Source organism: Actinoplanes sp. NPDC048988, from assembly GCF_043197815.1.
Classification (GTDB): Bacteria; Actinomycetota; Actinomycetes; order Mycobacteriales; family Micromonosporaceae; genus Actinoplanes.
Window position 1 is genome coordinate 92,170 of record NZ_JBICTW010000015.1, and the last position, 17,078, is coordinate 109,247.

At 68.9% G+C, this 17,078-nt stretch carries 16 protein-coding genes; 7 read left to right on the top strand and 9 right to left on the bottom strand.

Translation table 11 applies throughout. From position 1 onward, the window contains the following. Positions 1 to 6 precede the first annotated feature (6 nt). From ACGFJ7_RS35075 to ACGFJ7_RS35095, 5 genes are all read left to right on the top strand, one after another. A complete protein-coding gene (locus ACGFJ7_RS35075) occupies positions 7 to 702 on the top strand; it encodes a DUF981 family protein (RefSeq protein WP_392646120.1) in 696 nt (231 codons plus the stop codon). A 5-nt stretch (positions 703 to 707) separates the two neighbouring features. Further along, positions 708 to 1,145 carry a hypothetical protein gene (locus ACGFJ7_RS35080; protein WP_392646122.1) on the top strand — a complete coding sequence of 146 codons (438 nt, stop codon included), beginning with the start codon at positions 708 to 710 and terminating at the stop codon, positions 1,143 to 1,145. A gap of 21 nt (positions 1,146 to 1,166) precedes the next feature. Further along, the gene (locus ACGFJ7_RS35085; RefSeq protein ID WP_392646123.1) at positions 1,167 to 1,361 is read left to right on the top strand and encodes a hypothetical protein; all 195 of its coding nucleotides are present in this window, start codon (positions 1,167 to 1,169) and stop codon (positions 1,359 to 1,361) included. A 126-nt stretch (positions 1,362 to 1,487) separates the two neighbouring features. Continuing rightward, positions 1,488 to 2,552, top strand: coding sequence for a hypothetical protein (locus ACGFJ7_RS35090; protein ID WP_392646124.1), 1,065 nt, complete (start codon positions 1,488 to 1,490; stop codon positions 2,550 to 2,552). A gap of 114 nt (positions 2,553 to 2,666) precedes the next feature. Then, entirely contained in the window at positions 2,667 to 3,032 is a 366-nt protein-coding gene (locus ACGFJ7_RS35095; RefSeq protein ID WP_392646126.1) for a hypothetical protein, read from the top strand. A 225-nt stretch (positions 3,033 to 3,257) separates the two neighbouring features. Here the strand turns inward: ACGFJ7_RS35095 and mobF are convergent, their stop codons facing one another. Beyond that, positions 3,258 to 7,553: a MobF family relaxase gene (mobF, locus tag ACGFJ7_RS35100; protein ID WP_392646128.1), complete on the bottom strand. Its 4,296-nt coding sequence runs from the start codon at positions 7,551 to 7,553 to the stop codon at positions 3,258 to 3,260. A gap of 212 nt (positions 7,554 to 7,765) precedes the next feature. On the opposite strand from mobF, the gene ACGFJ7_RS35105 reads away from it, so the two are divergent. Continuing rightward, entirely contained in the window at positions 7,766 to 8,236 is a 471-nt protein-coding gene (locus ACGFJ7_RS35105; protein WP_392646130.1) for a hypothetical protein, read from the top strand. Between the two features lie 17 nt (positions 8,237 to 8,253). Here ACGFJ7_RS35105 and ACGFJ7_RS35110 read toward each other — a convergent pair whose 3' ends face one another. The 8 genes from ACGFJ7_RS35110 to ACGFJ7_RS35145 all read right to left on the bottom strand — a co-directional run bounded on the left by ACGFJ7_RS35110 (position 8,254) and on the right by ACGFJ7_RS35145 (position 16,302). After that, complete coding sequence (locus ACGFJ7_RS35110; RefSeq protein ID WP_392646132.1) at positions 8,254 to 8,376, bottom strand: hypothetical protein; 123 nt, start codon at positions 8,374 to 8,376, stop codon at positions 8,254 to 8,256. A gap of 564 nt (positions 8,377 to 8,940) precedes the next feature. Then, positions 8,941 to 9,282, bottom strand: a complete 342-nt coding sequence (locus tag ACGFJ7_RS35115; protein ID WP_392646133.1) for a hypothetical protein — start codon at positions 9,280 to 9,282, stop codon at positions 8,941 to 8,943. 534 nt (positions 9,283 to 9,816) lie between these two features. Next, the gene (locus tag ACGFJ7_RS35120; RefSeq protein ID WP_392646135.1) at positions 9,817 to 9,981 is read right to left on the bottom strand and encodes a hypothetical protein; all 165 of its coding nucleotides are present in this window, start codon (positions 9,979 to 9,981) and stop codon (positions 9,817 to 9,819) included. 710 nt (positions 9,982 to 10,691) lie between these two features. Beyond that, on the bottom strand, positions 10,692 to 11,837 hold the full coding sequence (locus ACGFJ7_RS35125; protein WP_392646137.1) for an FAD-dependent monooxygenase: 1,146 nt from the start codon (positions 11,835 to 11,837) through the stop codon (positions 10,692 to 10,694). 484 nt (positions 11,838 to 12,321) lie between these two features. Beyond that, positions 12,322 to 12,906: a hypothetical protein gene (locus tag ACGFJ7_RS35130; protein ID WP_392646139.1), complete on the bottom strand. Its 585-nt coding sequence runs from the start codon at positions 12,904 to 12,906 to the stop codon at positions 12,322 to 12,324. 656 nt (positions 12,907 to 13,562) lie between these two features. After that, a complete protein-coding gene (locus tag ACGFJ7_RS35135) occupies positions 13,563 to 15,140 on the bottom strand; it encodes an MFS transporter (RefSeq protein ID WP_392646141.1) in 1,578 nt (525 codons plus the stop codon). A 140-nt stretch (positions 15,141 to 15,280) separates the two neighbouring features. Next, positions 15,281 to 15,916: a cation diffusion facilitator family transporter gene (locus ACGFJ7_RS35140; protein WP_392646143.1), complete on the bottom strand. Its 636-nt coding sequence runs from the start codon at positions 15,914 to 15,916 to the stop codon at positions 15,281 to 15,283. 20 nt (positions 15,917 to 15,936) lie between these two features. Then, the gene (locus ACGFJ7_RS35145) at positions 15,937 to 16,302 is read right to left on the bottom strand and encodes an ArsR/SmtB family transcription factor (RefSeq protein ID WP_392646378.1); all 366 of its coding nucleotides are present in this window, start codon (positions 16,300 to 16,302) and stop codon (positions 15,937 to 15,939) included. An 86-nt stretch (positions 16,303 to 16,388) separates the two neighbouring features. Between ACGFJ7_RS35145 and ACGFJ7_RS35150 the strand changes: the two genes are divergently transcribed. Beyond that, positions 16,389 to 17,003 carry a class I SAM-dependent methyltransferase gene (locus ACGFJ7_RS35150; RefSeq protein WP_392646145.1) on the top strand — a complete coding sequence of 205 codons (615 nt, stop codon included), beginning with the start codon at positions 16,389 to 16,391 and terminating at the stop codon, positions 17,001 to 17,003. Positions 17,004 to 17,078: the final 75 nt, after the last annotated feature.

Sequence of the window (17,078 nt, forward strand, 5' to 3'; positions counted from 1 at the left end):
CAACACATGATCATGTACAACACCCTCATCGGCGTCGCCGCCGGAGCGGCGCTGATCCTCGTACCGCGTTACTGGGCCTGGCTGCGCAACGAACGCATGCCCACGCCCCTGGTACGCGCACCTGCGGATCACAACGGCTGGGCCGCCGCATTCGGCGTCCTCGGCCTCGTGCTGACCGGGCTCGGCGGTGCCATGACCATCACCCACCCGCTTGCCGAAGCCAAGCCCTACATCGACACCATCTTCGGCGAGCCAGCCCTGTTGCTCGGCGTCCTTCTATTGGCCGCCGCGTGGCGGATCAGCCGGACCGCACCAGCCTTCGCCCCCGACCGGCTACCGGACACGATCGGTCCCGTCGGCGTCATCGTCTTCCTCCTCGGGCTCGTCATGACCTGGTGCACGCTGGCCATCCTGCGCTTCGACGTCATCAGCGCCGCGCCCGCCGAAGAACCCATCACCGGGCTGCTGCACCAGTACCCGGCCATCGAGAACACCTTCTTCGCCATCCTCTACGGCGCTGCCGCGCTGGGCTGCCTGCTGTTCCCCTTCGCGGCCCGGCCCGGCAGCCACCGCAGCTGGCAGATCCTGTACTGGGTCTGGACGGTCGCCGGCATCGGTTTCGCGCTGTTCTCCGCGATGAACTTCTACACCCACACCGGCATGGTCGTGAACCTCACCGACGGCAGTGATTACCGGTGGTAGGGCCCGTGACCGTTGCGCATCCGCACGGAATCCGGCGACTCATGGCCACCTCATCGATCACCGCAGCCTTGACCGTGCTCCTGGCATTTGCGACTGCCGCGTGCCGCGACACAGGCAGCACCACCCAGCCCACGACCAGCGCATCGGCGTCGGCAGCGGCGCATTCTGCCGACCCGGCACCGAGCGCCACCACAGCAGCTCACTACGTCAACCGGCGTGACGTCTGCAGCGCCCTGGATCACAAACGTCTCACCCGGGAACTGGGCACCGACGCCGGCAGCCTGGGACAACCCCGGTTCAGCGACACCAGCACCTCCTCCATCGCAACCTGTAATCACCAATACGGGGGTGTCGGGATGCGCAGTTTGATCTTCCTGGAGGTCATGACCAGCAAGGCGGGCTCGGCGCAGGGCTTCTATGAAGGCATGCGAGGCGCCCAGTAAAAGTCGACCGCGGTCACCGACGTGCCCGGGCTCGGCCAGCACGCCACCGCCTACACCGACCCCACCACCGGCCCGCACCTGCTGGCGTACGACGGTAACCTCTATCTGAGCGTCGCGCTCATTCCGGTGAACAGCGCTGTCACTGAACAGGTGGACACTCAACGCCTGCTCGCTGCTTGCGCGCGAGATGTCTTCACCACACTGCGCCAGCCATGAGAGCAGCCTCGGCCGTTCCGACGCACCTCGCCGGGGCGGCCGAGGCCGACAGGTTCGGCCATGCCTTCCGCCGCACCGAAAAGGTGACGCAGTCCGTCCCGGTTGTTGCGATGATGCCGTGTTGTGATGGCCATCCTCTCGGCGCTCGCCCGCACGGTCCTTCGTGGCGTGCTGCCCTATCCGGATCTCCCGCGACGCATCCGCGTTCGACGTAGCGCACACAGCCTCGCGATTGGCATCCCCTTGCCGCGCGACGAGGAGCAGGTCACTGGTGAACACCTTGCCCGGTTGGCCCTCTTGCGGCTGCTGTTTCTGCAACGGGAGACACGTCGAGCAGTCCGGATGCGTCAGCGGGAAGCGGCGGCCCTGCTCGCCCGCACCGGCATCGAGACCTGCATCCTCGGCCTGTGGTGCCTCCTCATCCCCGGCGCTGCCGCCAAACTTCGGGCGTCGGAGTACAAGACCGGGGCGGCCATGCTGACCTTCCTGTCGGGCACAGGGCTCATCTCTCAGCAACTCATCCGCCAGTCCGTGAGCGCTCTCGGCGAACCACAGAAACTGCCGCCCGTAGCGGCGATGGCCGAGCAGATAGACTCAGAAATTGACGCCAAGGCGATCATTTATCTGTACGACGTCGCGTACCGGCCCGCCTCGCAATACTTCACCCACGCGACCAACTCGGCGCTACGTCGGCATGTCACCGCGGACTACGGCTACAAGAGCCGGCCGGCCAACTCCTGGGTGCGCCGCGCACCGGTGCGGCTGGTTGACGCCTGCGTCGGAGTCCTGGCCGGCGCCATCGCGAACGACCTCGAGGCGCCAGCGGATCTGTTTGTTCAGTACGCCGAAGACCACGCCAAGCGGGTACTGCCACCTCTGCTGGTCACCATCGGAAAAGGAATGGGTCGCCAGCTCCGATGGGGCGGCATCATGGCCGTGCTCAAGGAGGCGGCCGAGACCCGCGCCTACCTCACCGGAGCGGCGGCGAGCGCCGCCCCGGAAAAACGTGAAGCTCGGCTCCGCTCGATGTACGACTCGCTGATCGATCGACTCGACATCGGCGACGTGCCGCCGGAGGCCATCAGCCCTGTCCTGGACCACTTCGTCAACAAGACGCTGGCGGAGTGGGACTCTGAGCGAGCGAATGAGCTTCCCCCGCCGCCGGCCACAGAAACACAAGAGCGCTCCTGAGGAAGCGAGACTGGCAGCAGGACGGGTTGAGGCCGACGAAGTTGTTCCCAGACCATGGCCGGGGGACGAAGGCCGACGGCGGAACTTCGAACGCATGTTCGATATCGTCGGCCGGTGGAGTGGGAACGTCGATGGTCTTACGAGCTGCGGTGGCAGCCGCACTACCGCGGGAACGGCGTCCGCACGCGCGAGGTCGCCACCGTCGCTCAGCTCCGCGCCGTAGTCGAATGGGCCCGCCGGAATCCGAACGTCCTGCGGTGCAGCTACAAACCGACGGACCACCTGGTCGGCGATCAGGTCAAGAAATGCCCCAACGGTCACTCGCTGGAGGCGCCGAATCCGAACCAGCCGTACCGGATGATCCAGCAAATGCGCATGGTGCGATGCGCGACGTGCCCGGGCCACTACAGGACGGTCTGCCCGACCTGCCGGGCGCCGGTATTCGACCCGGCCCTGTCGGTCGAGTGCCGACCTGCGTAGCCGGAACGGGACGTCCGATGCTGTCGGCTCCGATGTAGCGAGGGCCGTCAGCCGAGCTCAGGTTCGTTCAAGTATCGATGCGTAGCGGGACCCCTCGTGCCGGCTCCCTGCATCGAGACACCCGTCATCTGCATCGTCCGGGATGGCGTACTTCATGGACGCGTCTGGCTACTCCGGCTGGCCGGCGCTCACGTCGGGCAGGTTGTGCGGTCGAACGTGCTGGTTTCAAGCATGGTCTGCTTCCGGCTCGGAGTGCTCAGGCGGTGCGTCGATGTCGGGTTCCTCAAGGATGCGTTGCTGTGCGGCTTCGGCGTGTTCGGTGAGGTGGTCGGGGACGGGCCGGGTATGGGGTTGCGGGCGGGTGGCGTCGACGGCCCGCACCCGCGCCGCGGTGGCGCGAACGGTTTCGGCAAGGTCCCTGGCGTCGTCGGCGAAGTTCTGCGCGCGACGCGCGGCCTCGGCACCGGCAGCGAGGCCGGCGTATCGGGTAGGTAGCGCCTCGTGGTACCAGCCGGCCCAGCTCTGGTGCCGGTCCTCGAGGTTGTGCACCCTTTCGCGGAGGGCTTCGATGCGTTGGCGGGCTGAGGTGAGCCGGTCTTGGAGTTCGTCGACGGTGGTGCTGGCGCGCAGCGCGTCAGTGCGGGCGTGCTGGTGGCGGATCGCGGCGCGGGTGTGTAGGGGGCCGGCGTGCCACCATCGCGGCTTCATGGTGTCGGCGTGCCGGGTCGCGGAGGCCGCAGCGGTCTGTGCGGTGGCCAGGTCGACGCGGGCGTCGCGCAGATGATTCTCGGCGCCGACGAGCTCGGTGTGGGCCGCGCGGAGCTGACCGGCGACGTAGGTCGGTGCGCTCTGGTCGGCGTCGCGTTGCGCAGCGATGAGCGTCCGGAGCTGCCCGTCGGTGGCGGAGTGGATCTGCCCGGCGAGGGTGGAAATGCCGAGCACGGTCTGCGCGCGCTGCCATGCACCCCATCTGCCGACGTCGCGGGTTGAGGGTTCGGGGCCGATCGGGTCGTCGCCGGTGATGCTGTAGCGATCACGGTAGGCGGCGACGACGGCCGCGCGGCTCATCCACTGCTGGCGCCCGGCCTGGTCGTCGGGCAACTCTCCCAGCGCGGTGGACCAGGTGGGTTGTTCGGCGGCAGTCTGTTGGGCGAGGGTGTCGATGCGGGTGTCGCAGATGGCCGCGACTTGGCGCAGGGCATCACCGATGTCGCCGTCGACGGCGGGGGCGCGTTGGATGTAAGTGCCAGCTTGGGCCGGACTGAGCGCGACGGCGGGGTCGGGTTGCAGTTCCTGGTATGCCTGGTTGATGCGCCAGGCGAGGACCGCAGCGGTGTCGCGCGCGCTGGTGAGTTCGCGTTCGGATGCGACGGCGGCGAGGACCTGCGTGGGGTCGTAGCCGGCGGCGGCCAGGGCGTGCAGGCGGGCGGCGAGCACGGGCATGGCAGGGTCGGCGGCGAGGTTGTCAGCGACTCTTTGTCCGGCCACACCGCGGATGACAGCGGTGTAGTGGTCGGTGCCGGCGCGGGCGGTGAGGTCGTCGTAGATAGGTCCCCAGTGCCGCAGAGCGTCGGCGTCGGCCCACAGCGTTTGCTCCGTTTCGGTGGCAGAACGGTCGGTGCCGTCCTCGCGCAGGACGCCGGCGAGCACGGTGATCCCGGCGGTGGCCGGAGCCGGTGGGTGGGCTTCGGGGGGTTCGTCGGCGGTGACGACCGCCAGCTGGTTGAGCAGGCGGCCGCGGGTGGCCATGACGTAGAGCCGCGCGCGGGTGGTCGCCTGGTCGATGATGGCGCGGGCGGCGTCGACGGTGCGGCCTTGGGCGGAGTCGACGGTGGCGGCGTAGGCGAGCTGAACGTGCTCCGCGACGTACTCGCCGGGCAGTGTGGTGGTGGCGTGGCTGGCCGGGTTCTCGACGAGCAGGGCACCGTCGGGGCCGAGCTCGAGGACACGCCACTGGGTGCGGTTGGCAACAAATGCATCGCCGGCGGTCAGGGTGCGGTTGTTGCGGCGGGTGACGATCAGGTCCCCGATACCGGCGTGGGTGCCGTCGGCGAGGGTGACGGTGGGCCCGGCTTGCACGAGTCCGGCGCGGATGAGCAGGCGGCGGGCTTGGGTGGCGATGTCGGCGGCTTCGGCCTGGGTTTCGACGAGGATGAGGCTGGTGCGGCCTTGAAGGACGTCGGCGGCCCACCCGTCGAGGACGTGGTTGATGAGTTCGGTGCGGTGTCCGGCGATGATGCGGCCGCGGCGGTCGTACTCGGCGAGCACGGTGGTGTCGCCCTCGCGTAGCCGCAGGGAGGCAGGGCCTTCCCACGGGTCGGTGAAGCGGCGGACCTCGCGCAGTTGCGTGGTGGTGCCGAGGGAGGCGAGGTAGCGGAACATGCCGCCGGGCCCGATCGCGGAGATCTGCTCGGGGTCACCGACCAGGATCAGCTTCCCGCCGACGGGTGCGAGTAGTTGACTGAGGCGGACCAAGTCGAGCGTGCTGGCCTGCGAGGCTTCGTCGATGATGACCCACTGGCCGGGCTGGAATGCCCAGTCGGCCGGTGTGGTGCCCTCTGGCGGGTGGTCTTGGGCGTGCAGCCACATGGCGATGTTCTCGGTCCGGATGCCGGGCTGGTCGGCGTCGCGGGTCGCGTCGGCAAGGACGAACGCGGCGTTCTGCCCGACCGTGAGGCCGAGCACCGGCACGCCGGCCTGCCGCGCGGCGACCCCCACGGCCCTCTGCAGATACGTCTTTCCGGTGCCGGCCGGGCCGACGATGCCGGTGACCCGACGGGTATCGCCTACCGCGAAGTGCAGCGCCGCGCGTTTCTCCTCCGACAGGTCGAGCCGGTCAGCGACCGCATCGAGCAACGCCCGAGGTGCAGCCGTGGCGCCGCGGCGGGTGGCGTAGGCGATGAGTTCCTTCTCGGCGGCCAGGACCGGTTCGGTGGAGAGTTTCAGGTCGCGGTGGCGGCTGTAGATGCTCTGTCGATCGGAGCCGCGGACTAGGGTTTCGCCCCACTCGAGTAACGCGGGTGGGGTCAGGACCCGGAGTCCGCCGGCTCGGGCGCGGATGGCTTGGGCGGCGTAGCGCTGCACCTGCCGCCAGTCCGAGCGCCGGTCGGCGGTCGGGTTGACGTGCAGCTGCCGGCCGATGGCGAGTTCAAGGTGATCGACGCTGAACACGGCGCGTTCGGCACTGAGCTCGTCGACGGCGCGTTCGACGGCCAGGTGCGGCAGCCGCCGGATCGCGGCCGTGATGACCGGCATCCGCTGCTCCTCGCGCTCCAGCCCGAGCTGGAGAGCGGCATTGTCCAGGTCGTGAACCCGGACCGGCTGGTCGCCGCGGTGGCGTTGCGCGAGACGAATGACCTGCCGCGCCTGCTGGTCGACGATGTCAAGCGCGCGGCCTGCGGCGAGGCGGCGGACGTCGGCGGTCGTGTCGAAGCCCGCCTGCCGGTCTTCGCGCCGCCACCGAGCGACGGCTTCATCGGTCGACTCGGGGCCGTCCTTTGGTCGGCGGGTGCGCAGCGTGGCATCCTGCGTGGAACGCCGCCACCGTCCAGTGGGGATCCACTCTCGGCCCGTGCTGAGATCGCTGTGACGGCCGTCGAGCTCGGTCTCCACGGCGGTTCGCCGTTTGGAGTAGTGCAGGATCGCGCGGGGGTCAAAGCCGATGATCTCGCGGATCGGGGAGCCGACGCGGGCGGCGAACCGGACGCCGAGTCGGCGGCCGAGTTGGTGTTCGACGGCGCGTTCGTAGGCGATGCGGGCACCGATGGTGGCCTGGTAGAACGCTTTGCTGTCGAGCGCCAGCCAAGTCTCGCGGCCGTCGCGGACGACGCGGACCTTCGAACTGACGATGATGTGGGAGTGCAGCTGGGGGTCTTTCTCCCGGGACATGCGGTGGTCGAAGACCGCGGCAGCGAGGCCGTCGGTGTCGACCTGCACGATGCCGTTGGTGCCCAGCCGGGTGAACGCTCCGTGCGCGCGCAGGTGTTCCAAGGCGGCGCGGACGCCGTCGTGGTGCGACGCCATCACCTCGCGCTTGACCCGCTGATCACCGAAGGCCCACAGCAGGCTGACGCTCTTGACGGGTGAAACGGTGACGTCGAACCCCGCCACGGGGTGTCGTTCCGGGGATGTCCAGATCCGCAGCCAGACCTGGGCGATCTGTTCGTAGGTGGCGTCGGCGGGGAGCGCCTTCCACGCTTTTTCAACGGCGGCTTGGCGGGCGTCGTCGTCGAGGGCCTCGAATTTGCGCCACAGGCGGCCGAGTTGTTCGCCGGTGTCCGGGTGCCGGCCTTCGCCGATGAGATTTTGTAGCTGCTTCTCGGTGACCTGTGCGTGCACGCCGAACAGGGCTTGGCTTTGGCCTGCCCACCAGCCGGGGGCCTCGCCGTGCGCGGTCGGATCGGCGTGGTAGGCCACCGCTGCGCTGGGTGTGGCGGGCCGGAAGTCGTGCCGGCCGGTGGCCACCTGCTGGGTGAGGTAGGTGATCCCGGCCCCCGGGGAGATGCGGGTCACCGAGAGCATGCCGCCGAGCGTAAGCGCCCGCCAGGCGCCTTTTCGACATTGGAATGCCAGGGGGTGTGCTAGTTCTGAGAAGAGGTTAGGGAGTGACCTGATATCTGTGCTGATGGGAGATGGTGTGAGCAATGTTGAACGATTGAGTGGTCATTTACAACTAACATTCAACGATTGTGAGGTATGGAGGGTTGGCCTGTGAAATAGGTAGCGTCAATGGCATGGCTAGCAAAGGAACGAACAAAGCTATTGAGGCGCTGCAGCGGCGGCATGAGGCGGAGCGTGCCGCGTTGAAAGCGGCGACGGATGCCGGTGCGGCGGTCCGCCGCGCGCGAGAGCGACGTGCGGCGGAGCTCGCGCGGTGGGATGCGGTCGTGGTGGAGGCGGAGCAGGGCGCGGATTTCGCCTTGGCGGTGTTGGCGTCGCTGGTAGCTCCGGATGTGGCGGCGATGCTGACGGAGGAAACTCCGGCACGGGTTCGGCAGGGGCAGCAGCGGGCGTCGGCGCAGGAGGTCGCGGCGCGGGTGGGTGAGCTGACCGACTCCGTGGTGGCGGTGGCGCGGCGGCGGGGTCGTCCTCCGGGTGGCGGAGTGCAGCCCGGTGGCGGGGACGTCGCGACCTCGGCGGGTGTTCCGCCGGCGGGAGTCGAGAGGGCGGACGCGCCGGCGGGTGAGCGACCGGGGGCGGGTTGATCGGGTGCCCGGACTTGTCAGCGCAGCAACGCGACAGCGACGACCAGCAGAAGGGCGGCAACGATGGCGAGAGCCGCGCCGCCGATCGCGAGTATGTGACCGATGCGTGCCACGCGGCGGCCGGTCTTGTCGTTGTCCATCAGTGGCATGGTGCCTCCCGGTCCGGCACGGCGGGCGTATCGGTGAGGGCTATTCCGTAGCTGGCGAAGATCTCTTCGATGCGGCGGGTGGCCTGGGTGTCCCCGGAGTCTGCGGATTGGGTGAGGGGTTGGATCCGTGCGGCAACGGTGGCTAGGTCGTCGAGGGTGATCGTGGGGTACGGCTGCGGTGTGGTGGGCATGGTGGACTCCCGATGGTGAGTGCTTGTCGGTTGAACGGTGAGGCGCGGCGCGCTAATCTGGGCGCTGGTCTTCAGACCAGCGCGCGAGTGCTGGTGTGTTGCCTGTGTTGGGCCGACGGACCTTGCCCGGTACATCCCGCGAGGGGTGTCTCCCTTCGGGGGGCCGTCGGCCTTTTACGTGCGCGCGTTTAGCAGGAATGTGGGCCTGAAGCGGTGCGGCCGTGAGCGGTCGGCGCGGCAGCCCGGATCGGCGTGCTCGATGCGCGTCGATCCGGTCGCGGTCGGCGCGTGACTTCTTTGCTCGGGACGGCGGGCCTAGACGTGCGGCGGCCGGGGAGTCAGAGACCCCCGGCCGGTGCGCGGGTTAGAACGGGATGTCGGCTTCGTCGAGGTCGTACGCGGTTGACGCGCCTTCCTGGATACCGAGGATGGCGGGCAGGTCGCAAATGCCTTCGGTCTCGGCGTCGGCCGTGAGGATGGCCGCGAGGTTTTCCGGAACGTGCGCGTACGGGCGGACGAAGTCGATCACGATCGTGGGGTCCTTGACTTCGCGGAAGTCTCCGCCGATCTCCCGGCTGGGGCAGGGGTAGCCGCTGCCGTCGCCTGCGAGGTAGACGTGCGCCCAGAACGAACCGAAAGCTTTTTCCCACCCGACAACAACGCTGTTGACGTTCTCGCCGCGCACGTCGATTTCGTGGATGCTCACCGGTGGTCTCCTATGGTTTGTGTTTCCTGTGTCGTCAGCGTTTGCCCTCGCTGACAAATAGAAGCCTATCATTACTAAGCGCTTTTTGTCTATGCTTAGCCAGAAAAGAAATACTATTTCCTGTTTGTTCTTTGCGAATACTGAAACCCGCGATTGTTGGCCGTTGTGGCAGCTGGGAGGGCGTGGGTTTTGGGGTTGAGGCGTTTTTTCGGCCGGTGGCGGCGAGCTTGCTCGCCAGGTTGCGTGGCGGCGGGAGCCAAATCCGGTGCGGGGGTTTCGGGTAAAGAAAATCTGTGGGGTGTGCAGAATTTCTTTACCCGCCCGCGGCGGATTTGGTGGACGTCGTCGCGCAACCTACCCTCCTGGCGTAGCCAGTGGCCGGAAAAGGGCCTCTGCAGTGCGGCCGAAGGCCGCTCCGGTCTACCGGCCCGCTAGGGCCGGCCGCGGTAAGCGTTGGCCAGGCGCCGGCTTGTACCTACGACCGATCTTGCCTGGCAGTTCGCGGAGGGCCGGTGGCCCTCCGCGGAGGCCCGGCTATCGGCGCCCGTAGCTTTGGACGATGCGGTACTCCCGGTAGTCGGCGGGGTCGGCCGGGTTGAAGAACTCCTTCTCGCCGACCAGTACGCAGCGGCTGTGGTGGCGCTGGGGGCGGGCTTGCTGGCGCTGACGGCGGTCGGCGAAGGGCAGGCTCTGGTACATGGCGTCGCCTCCTGGCGGTGCGATCGGTGTGCGACGGCCGCCGGTGAGTGCCCGGGGCTGCCGCGCTGACGGGCCGGTGTGGGATCGGCGTGCGCGGGCGAGGGCAAGCCAGGTCCTGAGTCAAAAGATCTTGGAAGCGCAGCGCTCCTGGCCGAGGTTGGATGACGGTGCTGCGCTTCCAAGATGTTTTGCCGGGCTTGCCCCCGCCGGGCGGGTCGGTCATCGCTGCGGAATCGACGAGCGCGGCACCCGGGTACTCGGTGGTCGACCGCATCTCGATCGCCGCGAGGCGGCAGCCGTGGACTGGATTGCCTTTGCCGGTCGTCAGCGTGGCACCGCCGCGAGCGCCACCTCTGCTGTGTGCCGGACGGCGACGTAAGGTCGTCGCACCCGGCGACCCTGACGGCCGAAGTGTTCCGGGCCGTGCCAGGCGACCCGTCTGTCGTGCCGGCGTAGCCGATGGCAGGGGAATGCTCTCGGCAGCGCGGCCGCAGGCTGCTGCGGCTTATCGACCTGTAAGGGGATGCCTGGTCGGTGGCAGGGTCTTGACGCGGCGGGTTTGGCTTGGCCTCACATCACACGGTGGGTGGATCACCGGCAAGATGCCCTCGCTCGTACAGGACGCCAGGTCGTGCAGTGCGGGCTGGCGGCCCGGACGCGGCGGCGCCATCAGGCGCGACCGCGTCCGGGCCAACTAGACCCGGCAAGTCTTAGGCGTTGAGGCCGAACTTGCGGCCGAGTTCCGGGCCCAGCTGTACGGCGGCGACTGCGGCGGGCAGGTGGCGGTGCTGCCACCCCTCGAGGGCGGCGGTCAGGTTGGCGCCGTATTTGCGGTGCTGGGTAAGCGCGGCGGTCAGACCGGCTGCTTGCTCGATGCCGTTGTTTGCCCCGCGCGCGGTGTGCGGGCGGACCGGCGCGAGGGCGTCGCCGAGCAGCACCGCGTGACCGGTGCCGATGGGCCACACCATGCGGGTCGGGAGGTCGATGTCCATGACGGCGGCAGCCATCCGGGTGCCAGTGGCGTGCACGAGAGCGGCTTGCTCATCGGGCAGATACTGCTGGGCGCTGGTGTCGACCGCGGCGCGGGCCGTGTCGGTGACGTGCTGGGGCAGGGCGAACACGCGCCGGGTCGGTGGGGCACCGAAGAAGTCGCTGTACTGGGCAGCTGTGGCACTCAGGTAGAAGGTCCAGTCGACGCCGCCGGGGATGGGCGCCACGTTGAACTGTACGCCGCTGCGGGAAGGTTCGAAGCGCAGGAAGTCCTGCAGGCCCGGCTGGGTGCTGCTGGTCTGGCCACGGTGCGCGACGTAACCGGCGTAGCGCAGCTGCCGCTGCGGGTCGAGCAGCCGCCTGCCGGTCGAGGCCCGACCGTCGGCGAAGACCACCAGGTCAGCCTGCGCGGTGTCGCCGTCGGCGAAGTGCAGCAGCGGTCGCCCGGGCTCGTCGGTCAGGCCGGTGACCCGGTGACCGGTGTGCAGGGTGCCGGCGGGCAGGCGGCGGGTCAGGGCCGCGTGCAGCAGGGTCCAGGTGGTGTTGCGGCCGGCGTACAGGTGGCGGTGTTCGGATTCGGGCCGGCGCCCGCGGACGGTGATGTCCATGACCGTCTCGGAGTCGTAGCGGACGAACTCGTCCTGGGCGACGCCGAGCTTGTCGAGGATGTCCAGCGACGAGTGCTCCAGGCCGATCAGCCCGCCGCCGAGGGGGGCGCTGGCCGGGGCGGCCTCGTAGAGGGTGACGTCGTCGAATCCCGCGTGTTGGAGCAGCAGTGCTGCGGTCGGGCCGGTCAGCGATCCGCCGACGACCGCGACGCGCAGCCCGGTGGTGGCGCGGCAGCTAGCGGTGGGGTGCGTACTCATGCAGTGGCCTCCGTGGTGCGAACTGGCGCGACTCGCGCCGGTTGCACCGGCGCTGCCGCGTTGACGAGGCCACGGGGGGAACGGCGCGGGCGGTGGCGGGCAAGCCAGTCTTCGGGTCAAAAGATCTTGGAAGCGCAGCGCTGCTGCCGGTAGTTGATGACTGGTGCTGTGCTTCCAAGATGTTTTGCCGGCTTGCTGGCCACCGCCGGGGTCGGTCATCACTGCGGACCGGCGAATGCGGCGGCCCGCAGTGATGGCCGCCGCGTTCGCCAGTTCTGCCGTGCAGCGCAGAGGCCTACGCCGAGGCACCGTGTCAGCCGAGCACCGCGGCTTGCGGGATGTGCCGAGTCGTACGGCAGAGCGGTTTGCGGGAGGGTAACGCGGGTGGCCGGTGCACGAAGTAGCGGCGCGGGTCCGCACCCCCTACTGGTCGTGCCGCGATGAGTTGGTGGCCGACGGGTACGACCTGGTTGGCGGCGCCCGGTTAGTACGCGCGGTCGATGCGGTCGGCGATCACCATGAGTACCGCGTGGGCCAGGTCGATCCCGCTGCCTTCGCGGCTGGTCCGCACAAGGTCGTCGTCGTGCAGTGGCTTGCAGCCGATCCAGAAACTATCGACCTTCACGCCGGCGACCATCCCCCCGGCGTCGTCGTCACCTCCGTCCTCGTCGACCTGGGCGAAGAGTTCGGTGACGCCATCGCCGAACGTCCACCCGAAGGCGGCCGGGTTCTTGGCGACCGCCTGCACCAGGTCGCAGACGGTTTCGACCGTCGCCGTCCACTGGGCTCGTTCCTCGGGATCGGCGCCTAGTACGTGGCTGCCGGTCAGCCACGCCTGCTGCTGGTCTTGGTTGACAATGACCAGTGGCTTGCCGGTCCGGTCACCGGGCAGCCGGTCGACGATCGACTGCGCCCACGTGCGCAAACCCTCGCGGCTGCTGTAGACGACGACGTTCTCGACGGCGGCGCCCCATTCGCCGTTGTGCAGGCGGCCGTAGCCGGCCAAGTAGCTGGGGGCCATCAGGTGAGCGCGTTGACTCTCGATGGCGCCCCATTCGATGTTGTTCATGTATGACCTCCTGGTTCTTGTCCGTGGCTGGCCGTACGCGAAAATCACTCGGCGCCCGACCCGCGGTGGGATCGGGCGCCGAAAGCGTCGGGACGGTCTGGGTTCGGTTTGTTGCGGTGTTGGTTTCTGTCTGCGTGGCGTCTGCCTCGGTCGCCCGGTCGGCAGCCGGGTACAGCTGATCTGGCTACGAAGCGGTGGCGTGGCGCGATCTCCGCACGGCCGTGGAGTTGCTCAGGCAGCTTTGTCGTCACGCTGGGCGCGACGACGTAGCCCTCGCAACGGCAGCGGGTAACTGACGCCGGCGCGGCGTTCCTTGAGGATCGCCACGTCACCGAGCAAACGCCGTAGTTCGTCTTCGTGGGCCTCGGCTGCCAGGTACCGCTCGGGCGCCACCTCGAGCAGATGCAGCCATTGGCGCTGCCCAGCACGTACGCAGACACCGAAACAGTTGTTGTGTTCTCCAGAATCCGAATGTCTCAGGAGACACTCGACTCTAGAGATCACTCCGGTCTCGTCTGCGAAGACTGCGTTGAACCCACAGGCATCGGCGATGTAGGTGTCAGGTGTCGGGGGCGCTGAGCCTGTCATCGACCGCGTGGGTCGCTGCGTGGTGGTTGGCGACGCTGGCGGGATCTAGGGATCTCATGATCGCGAGATCAACGTGGTGCTGGATCGGTGGTCTCCCGGTCGGTGCGTCCTGGCGCGGTGGGGGCTGGGTCGGTGGTTTCGGGAGCGGCGGCGCCGTCATCGGTGGTGGGTTGCCCAGGCAAGAGTGCTGCGGTGAGGATGGCGCTGAGGGCTGCGATGGTGGCTGTGGTGTACAGGACGAGGGTCATGCCGTGCAGGTAGGCGTTCTTGGCGTCGGCGGCCAGGGCAGGGTCGCCGAGGCGGGCCGCGACGGCGAGGGCCGCGGCGAGAGAGTCGCGGGCTGCGTCGGCGGCCGTCGCCGGTAGACCGGTGTTGTCGAGGCGGTTGGTGTAGCCCTGGGCGAGGAGGCTGCCGAGCAGTGCCACGCCGAGGGCGCCGCCGACTTGCCGCAGGGTCATGGTGATGGCGCTGCCGGCGCCAGCGCGGGCAGGGGGAAGCGCACTGAGGACGGCGTCCATGGCGGGTGACAGGGCCAGGCCGATGCCCAGCCCTACGGCGGCCATCCAGCCGGCGGTGAATCCGTAGCCGGTGTCGAGGTCGGTGCTGGCGCCGACCGCGAGGCCGGCGGCGAGGATGAGCAGCCCGGCGGTGACCGGGATGCGGTAGCGGGTGCGGGCGGCGAGACGTTCGCCGGCGGGGGCGCCGATGACGAGGCCGCCGATCAGCGGAAGCAGCCGCAGGCCGGTGCCGAATGGGTCGTGGCCTTCGACCAGTTGCAGGTACTGCGGCATGACGAACAGCATGCCGAGCAGGCCGAAGGTGACCAGCACACCGGCGACGCTGGCCCACAGGAACTGCGGGTGGCCGAACAGCCGTAGGTCGATCATCGGCTCGGCGATCCGCAGTTCCCAGATGACGAAGGTGGTGAGCAGCACCGCGGCGGCCGCGAGAGCACCGAGCACCAACGGGTCGCTCCAGCCACGCCCGGGCGCTTCGATGATGCCGTACACCAAGGCGACCAGGCCGGTGGTCGACAGCAGCGCGCCGGGCATGTCGGGCCGGGGCGGGTGCGGGTCGCGGTTCTCCGGCATGAGCACGGCGATGGCGAGGATCGCGGCTGCGGCCATCGGCAGGTTGATCAGGAAGATCGAGCCCCACCAGAATTGCTCCAGCAGCCAACCGCCGATCAGCGGGCCCAGCGGGATGCCAAGGCCGGTGCCCAGCACGACCAGGGCGACGGCTTTGCCGCGCTCCGCCGGCGGGAACAGGGCGGGCAGGACGGCGAACGCCACCGGCAGGATCATCGCCCCGCCGAGGCCCATCACGGCGCGGGCGGCGATGAGGATCTCGACGGACGTTGTCCAGGTCGCCGCCGCGGACGCGGCGGCGAACAAGGTCAGGCCGGTGATGAGCAGCCGTTTGCGCCCGTACCGGTCGCCCAGCGCGCCGCAGGTCAGGATCAGTCCGGCGAGCACGAGGATGTAGGCGTTGACGATCCACTGCAAGGCAGCGGTGCCGGCGGACAGCTCGCCGGCGACGGTGGGCAGCGCGACGTTGAGGATGGTGATATCGAAGCCGAGTGTGAGCGCGGCGAGCACGAGCGCCGCGAGGGCGCCCCACCGTCGCGGGTCTGCCGGATGCGTCATGACAACCTCCCTGCGGTGCTTGTCGCCCGGCGGCTATCGCCGGAGCTGGCATTCCATTGGTGTCGGCTTCGGAGCTGTGTCTATGACTCGCAGCACCTCGCCGCCGTCACCCCGCGCGGAGGAACGGCCTGGCGGGCGTTTCAGTCGTCATCGTTGTCGTCCTCGACGAGTTCGCCTTCCCATGCTTCGCGGCCTTCGTGGATGGCGAATGCGGCGATGACGAACCCGGCCACCGGGTCCAGCCAGGCCGCGCCAGTCAGCGCGTACAGGCCCAGCCCGAGCAGGGTGGAGATGCTCAGCAGCACGCAGATCTTCGTCTCGGCGGCGTCGGCCAGGATCAGATGGTCCCCGCCGAGTTGCATCGCGACCCGCTTCTTCGCCGCGGCCAGCACCGGCATGATCACCACCGATGCGGCCAGCAACACGATCCCGACGACCGAGGTGTCCGGCTCCTCTCCGCCGATCAGGCTGCGTACCCCCTCGAACACCACGTAGGCGGCGAGCACGAAGAACGTCACCGCGACCGCTTTGAGGGTACGGCGTTCCTTGGCCTCGTCGGCCTCACCGTGGCGCAGCCGCGCCGCCAGCCGCAGACCCACCAGCACCGACGCCGCCGATTCGATCCCGGAGTCCAGGCCGAACCCGACCAGCGACACCAGTCCGGCGAGCAGCCCGACGGTAATCGCCACAGCGCCTTCGACCACGTTGTAAGCGACCGTGAACTGCGCCAGGCGAAGACCCCGCCGGGTGAGCCGTTCGGTCTCGGCCGCGCTCAACTCGGCCGGCTGGGCGGTGCTCATCGGTCGTCCTCCGTCGCGCAGCCGTAGGCCGGGCACAGAGCCACGGCCTCGCCGGTGGCCGCGAGCAGTTGCTCGGCAGCGCGCAGCAGGTCCAGCAGCTCCGGGCGGGCCAGGGCGTAGAACATCTGCCGCCCCTCCGGGCGCCCGGCCACCAGACCGCAGTCACGCAGGCACGCCAGGTGCGCCGACACCGTCGACTGAGCCAGACCGAGCTCACCGGTCAAGTCCACCACCCGCAACTCCCCGTCGGCGAGCCGTCGCAGGATCGCCAGCCGGGTGGGGTCGGCCAGACCCCGGAACAGCGCGGCGGCCGGCGTCAGGTCATCCGAGCAGCGGGTCGTGACCCGCGTTCCCTCATTCATCGTCACGACGCGATGATAGCGAACATTGTCGTTGCATCGGTAGAGTCCGGTGTCATCGGAATTAAGCGATGATGGGAGTCTCGACGATGTTGATGAACCGGGTGGAGTCGGTACTGATCAACTCGGCGCCGCGGCGGTGGCTGCAACGCTGGTACGAAACGCCGTGGCTGTTACGCCTCGGCGGCTCGCTACCGCCTGGCGCCCGGGTGTTGGAGATCGGCTGCGGTCCCGGCTACGGCACCCAGCTCATCCTCGACCGCTTCGGCGCCCACCACGTCGACGCCGTCGACCTCGACCCCGCCATGATCGACCGTGCCCGCCGCCGGCTCAGGTCCTACGGCGACCGGGTCAGCCTGCACCAAGGCGACGCCGCGGACCTGCATGCCACCCTCGGCGCCGGCAACGCCAGCTACGACGCCGTGTTCGACTTCGCGATCATCCACCACATCCCCGACTGGCGCGCCGCGCTGACCGAGATCGCCCGCGTGCTGCGTCCCGGCGGAACCTTCTACTTCGACGAAGTCACCGCCAACGCCCTCGCCAGACCCACCTATCGGCTGCTGTTCGACCACCCCGAGCACGACCGCTTCACCGCCGAACAGTTCACCGCAGCCTCCCACGACGTCGGGCTCCAGGTCGGCCCGCGATCCTTCACCCGTATCCGCGGCGACTATCTCATCGGCGCAGCCCGCCGCAGCTAGAACTCAATTGCCTCCGTCCTGATCGTGGGTGTCGGTGCAAGCCAGCCGGTGGGTCCGGTCGGGGCTGCCCGCGCC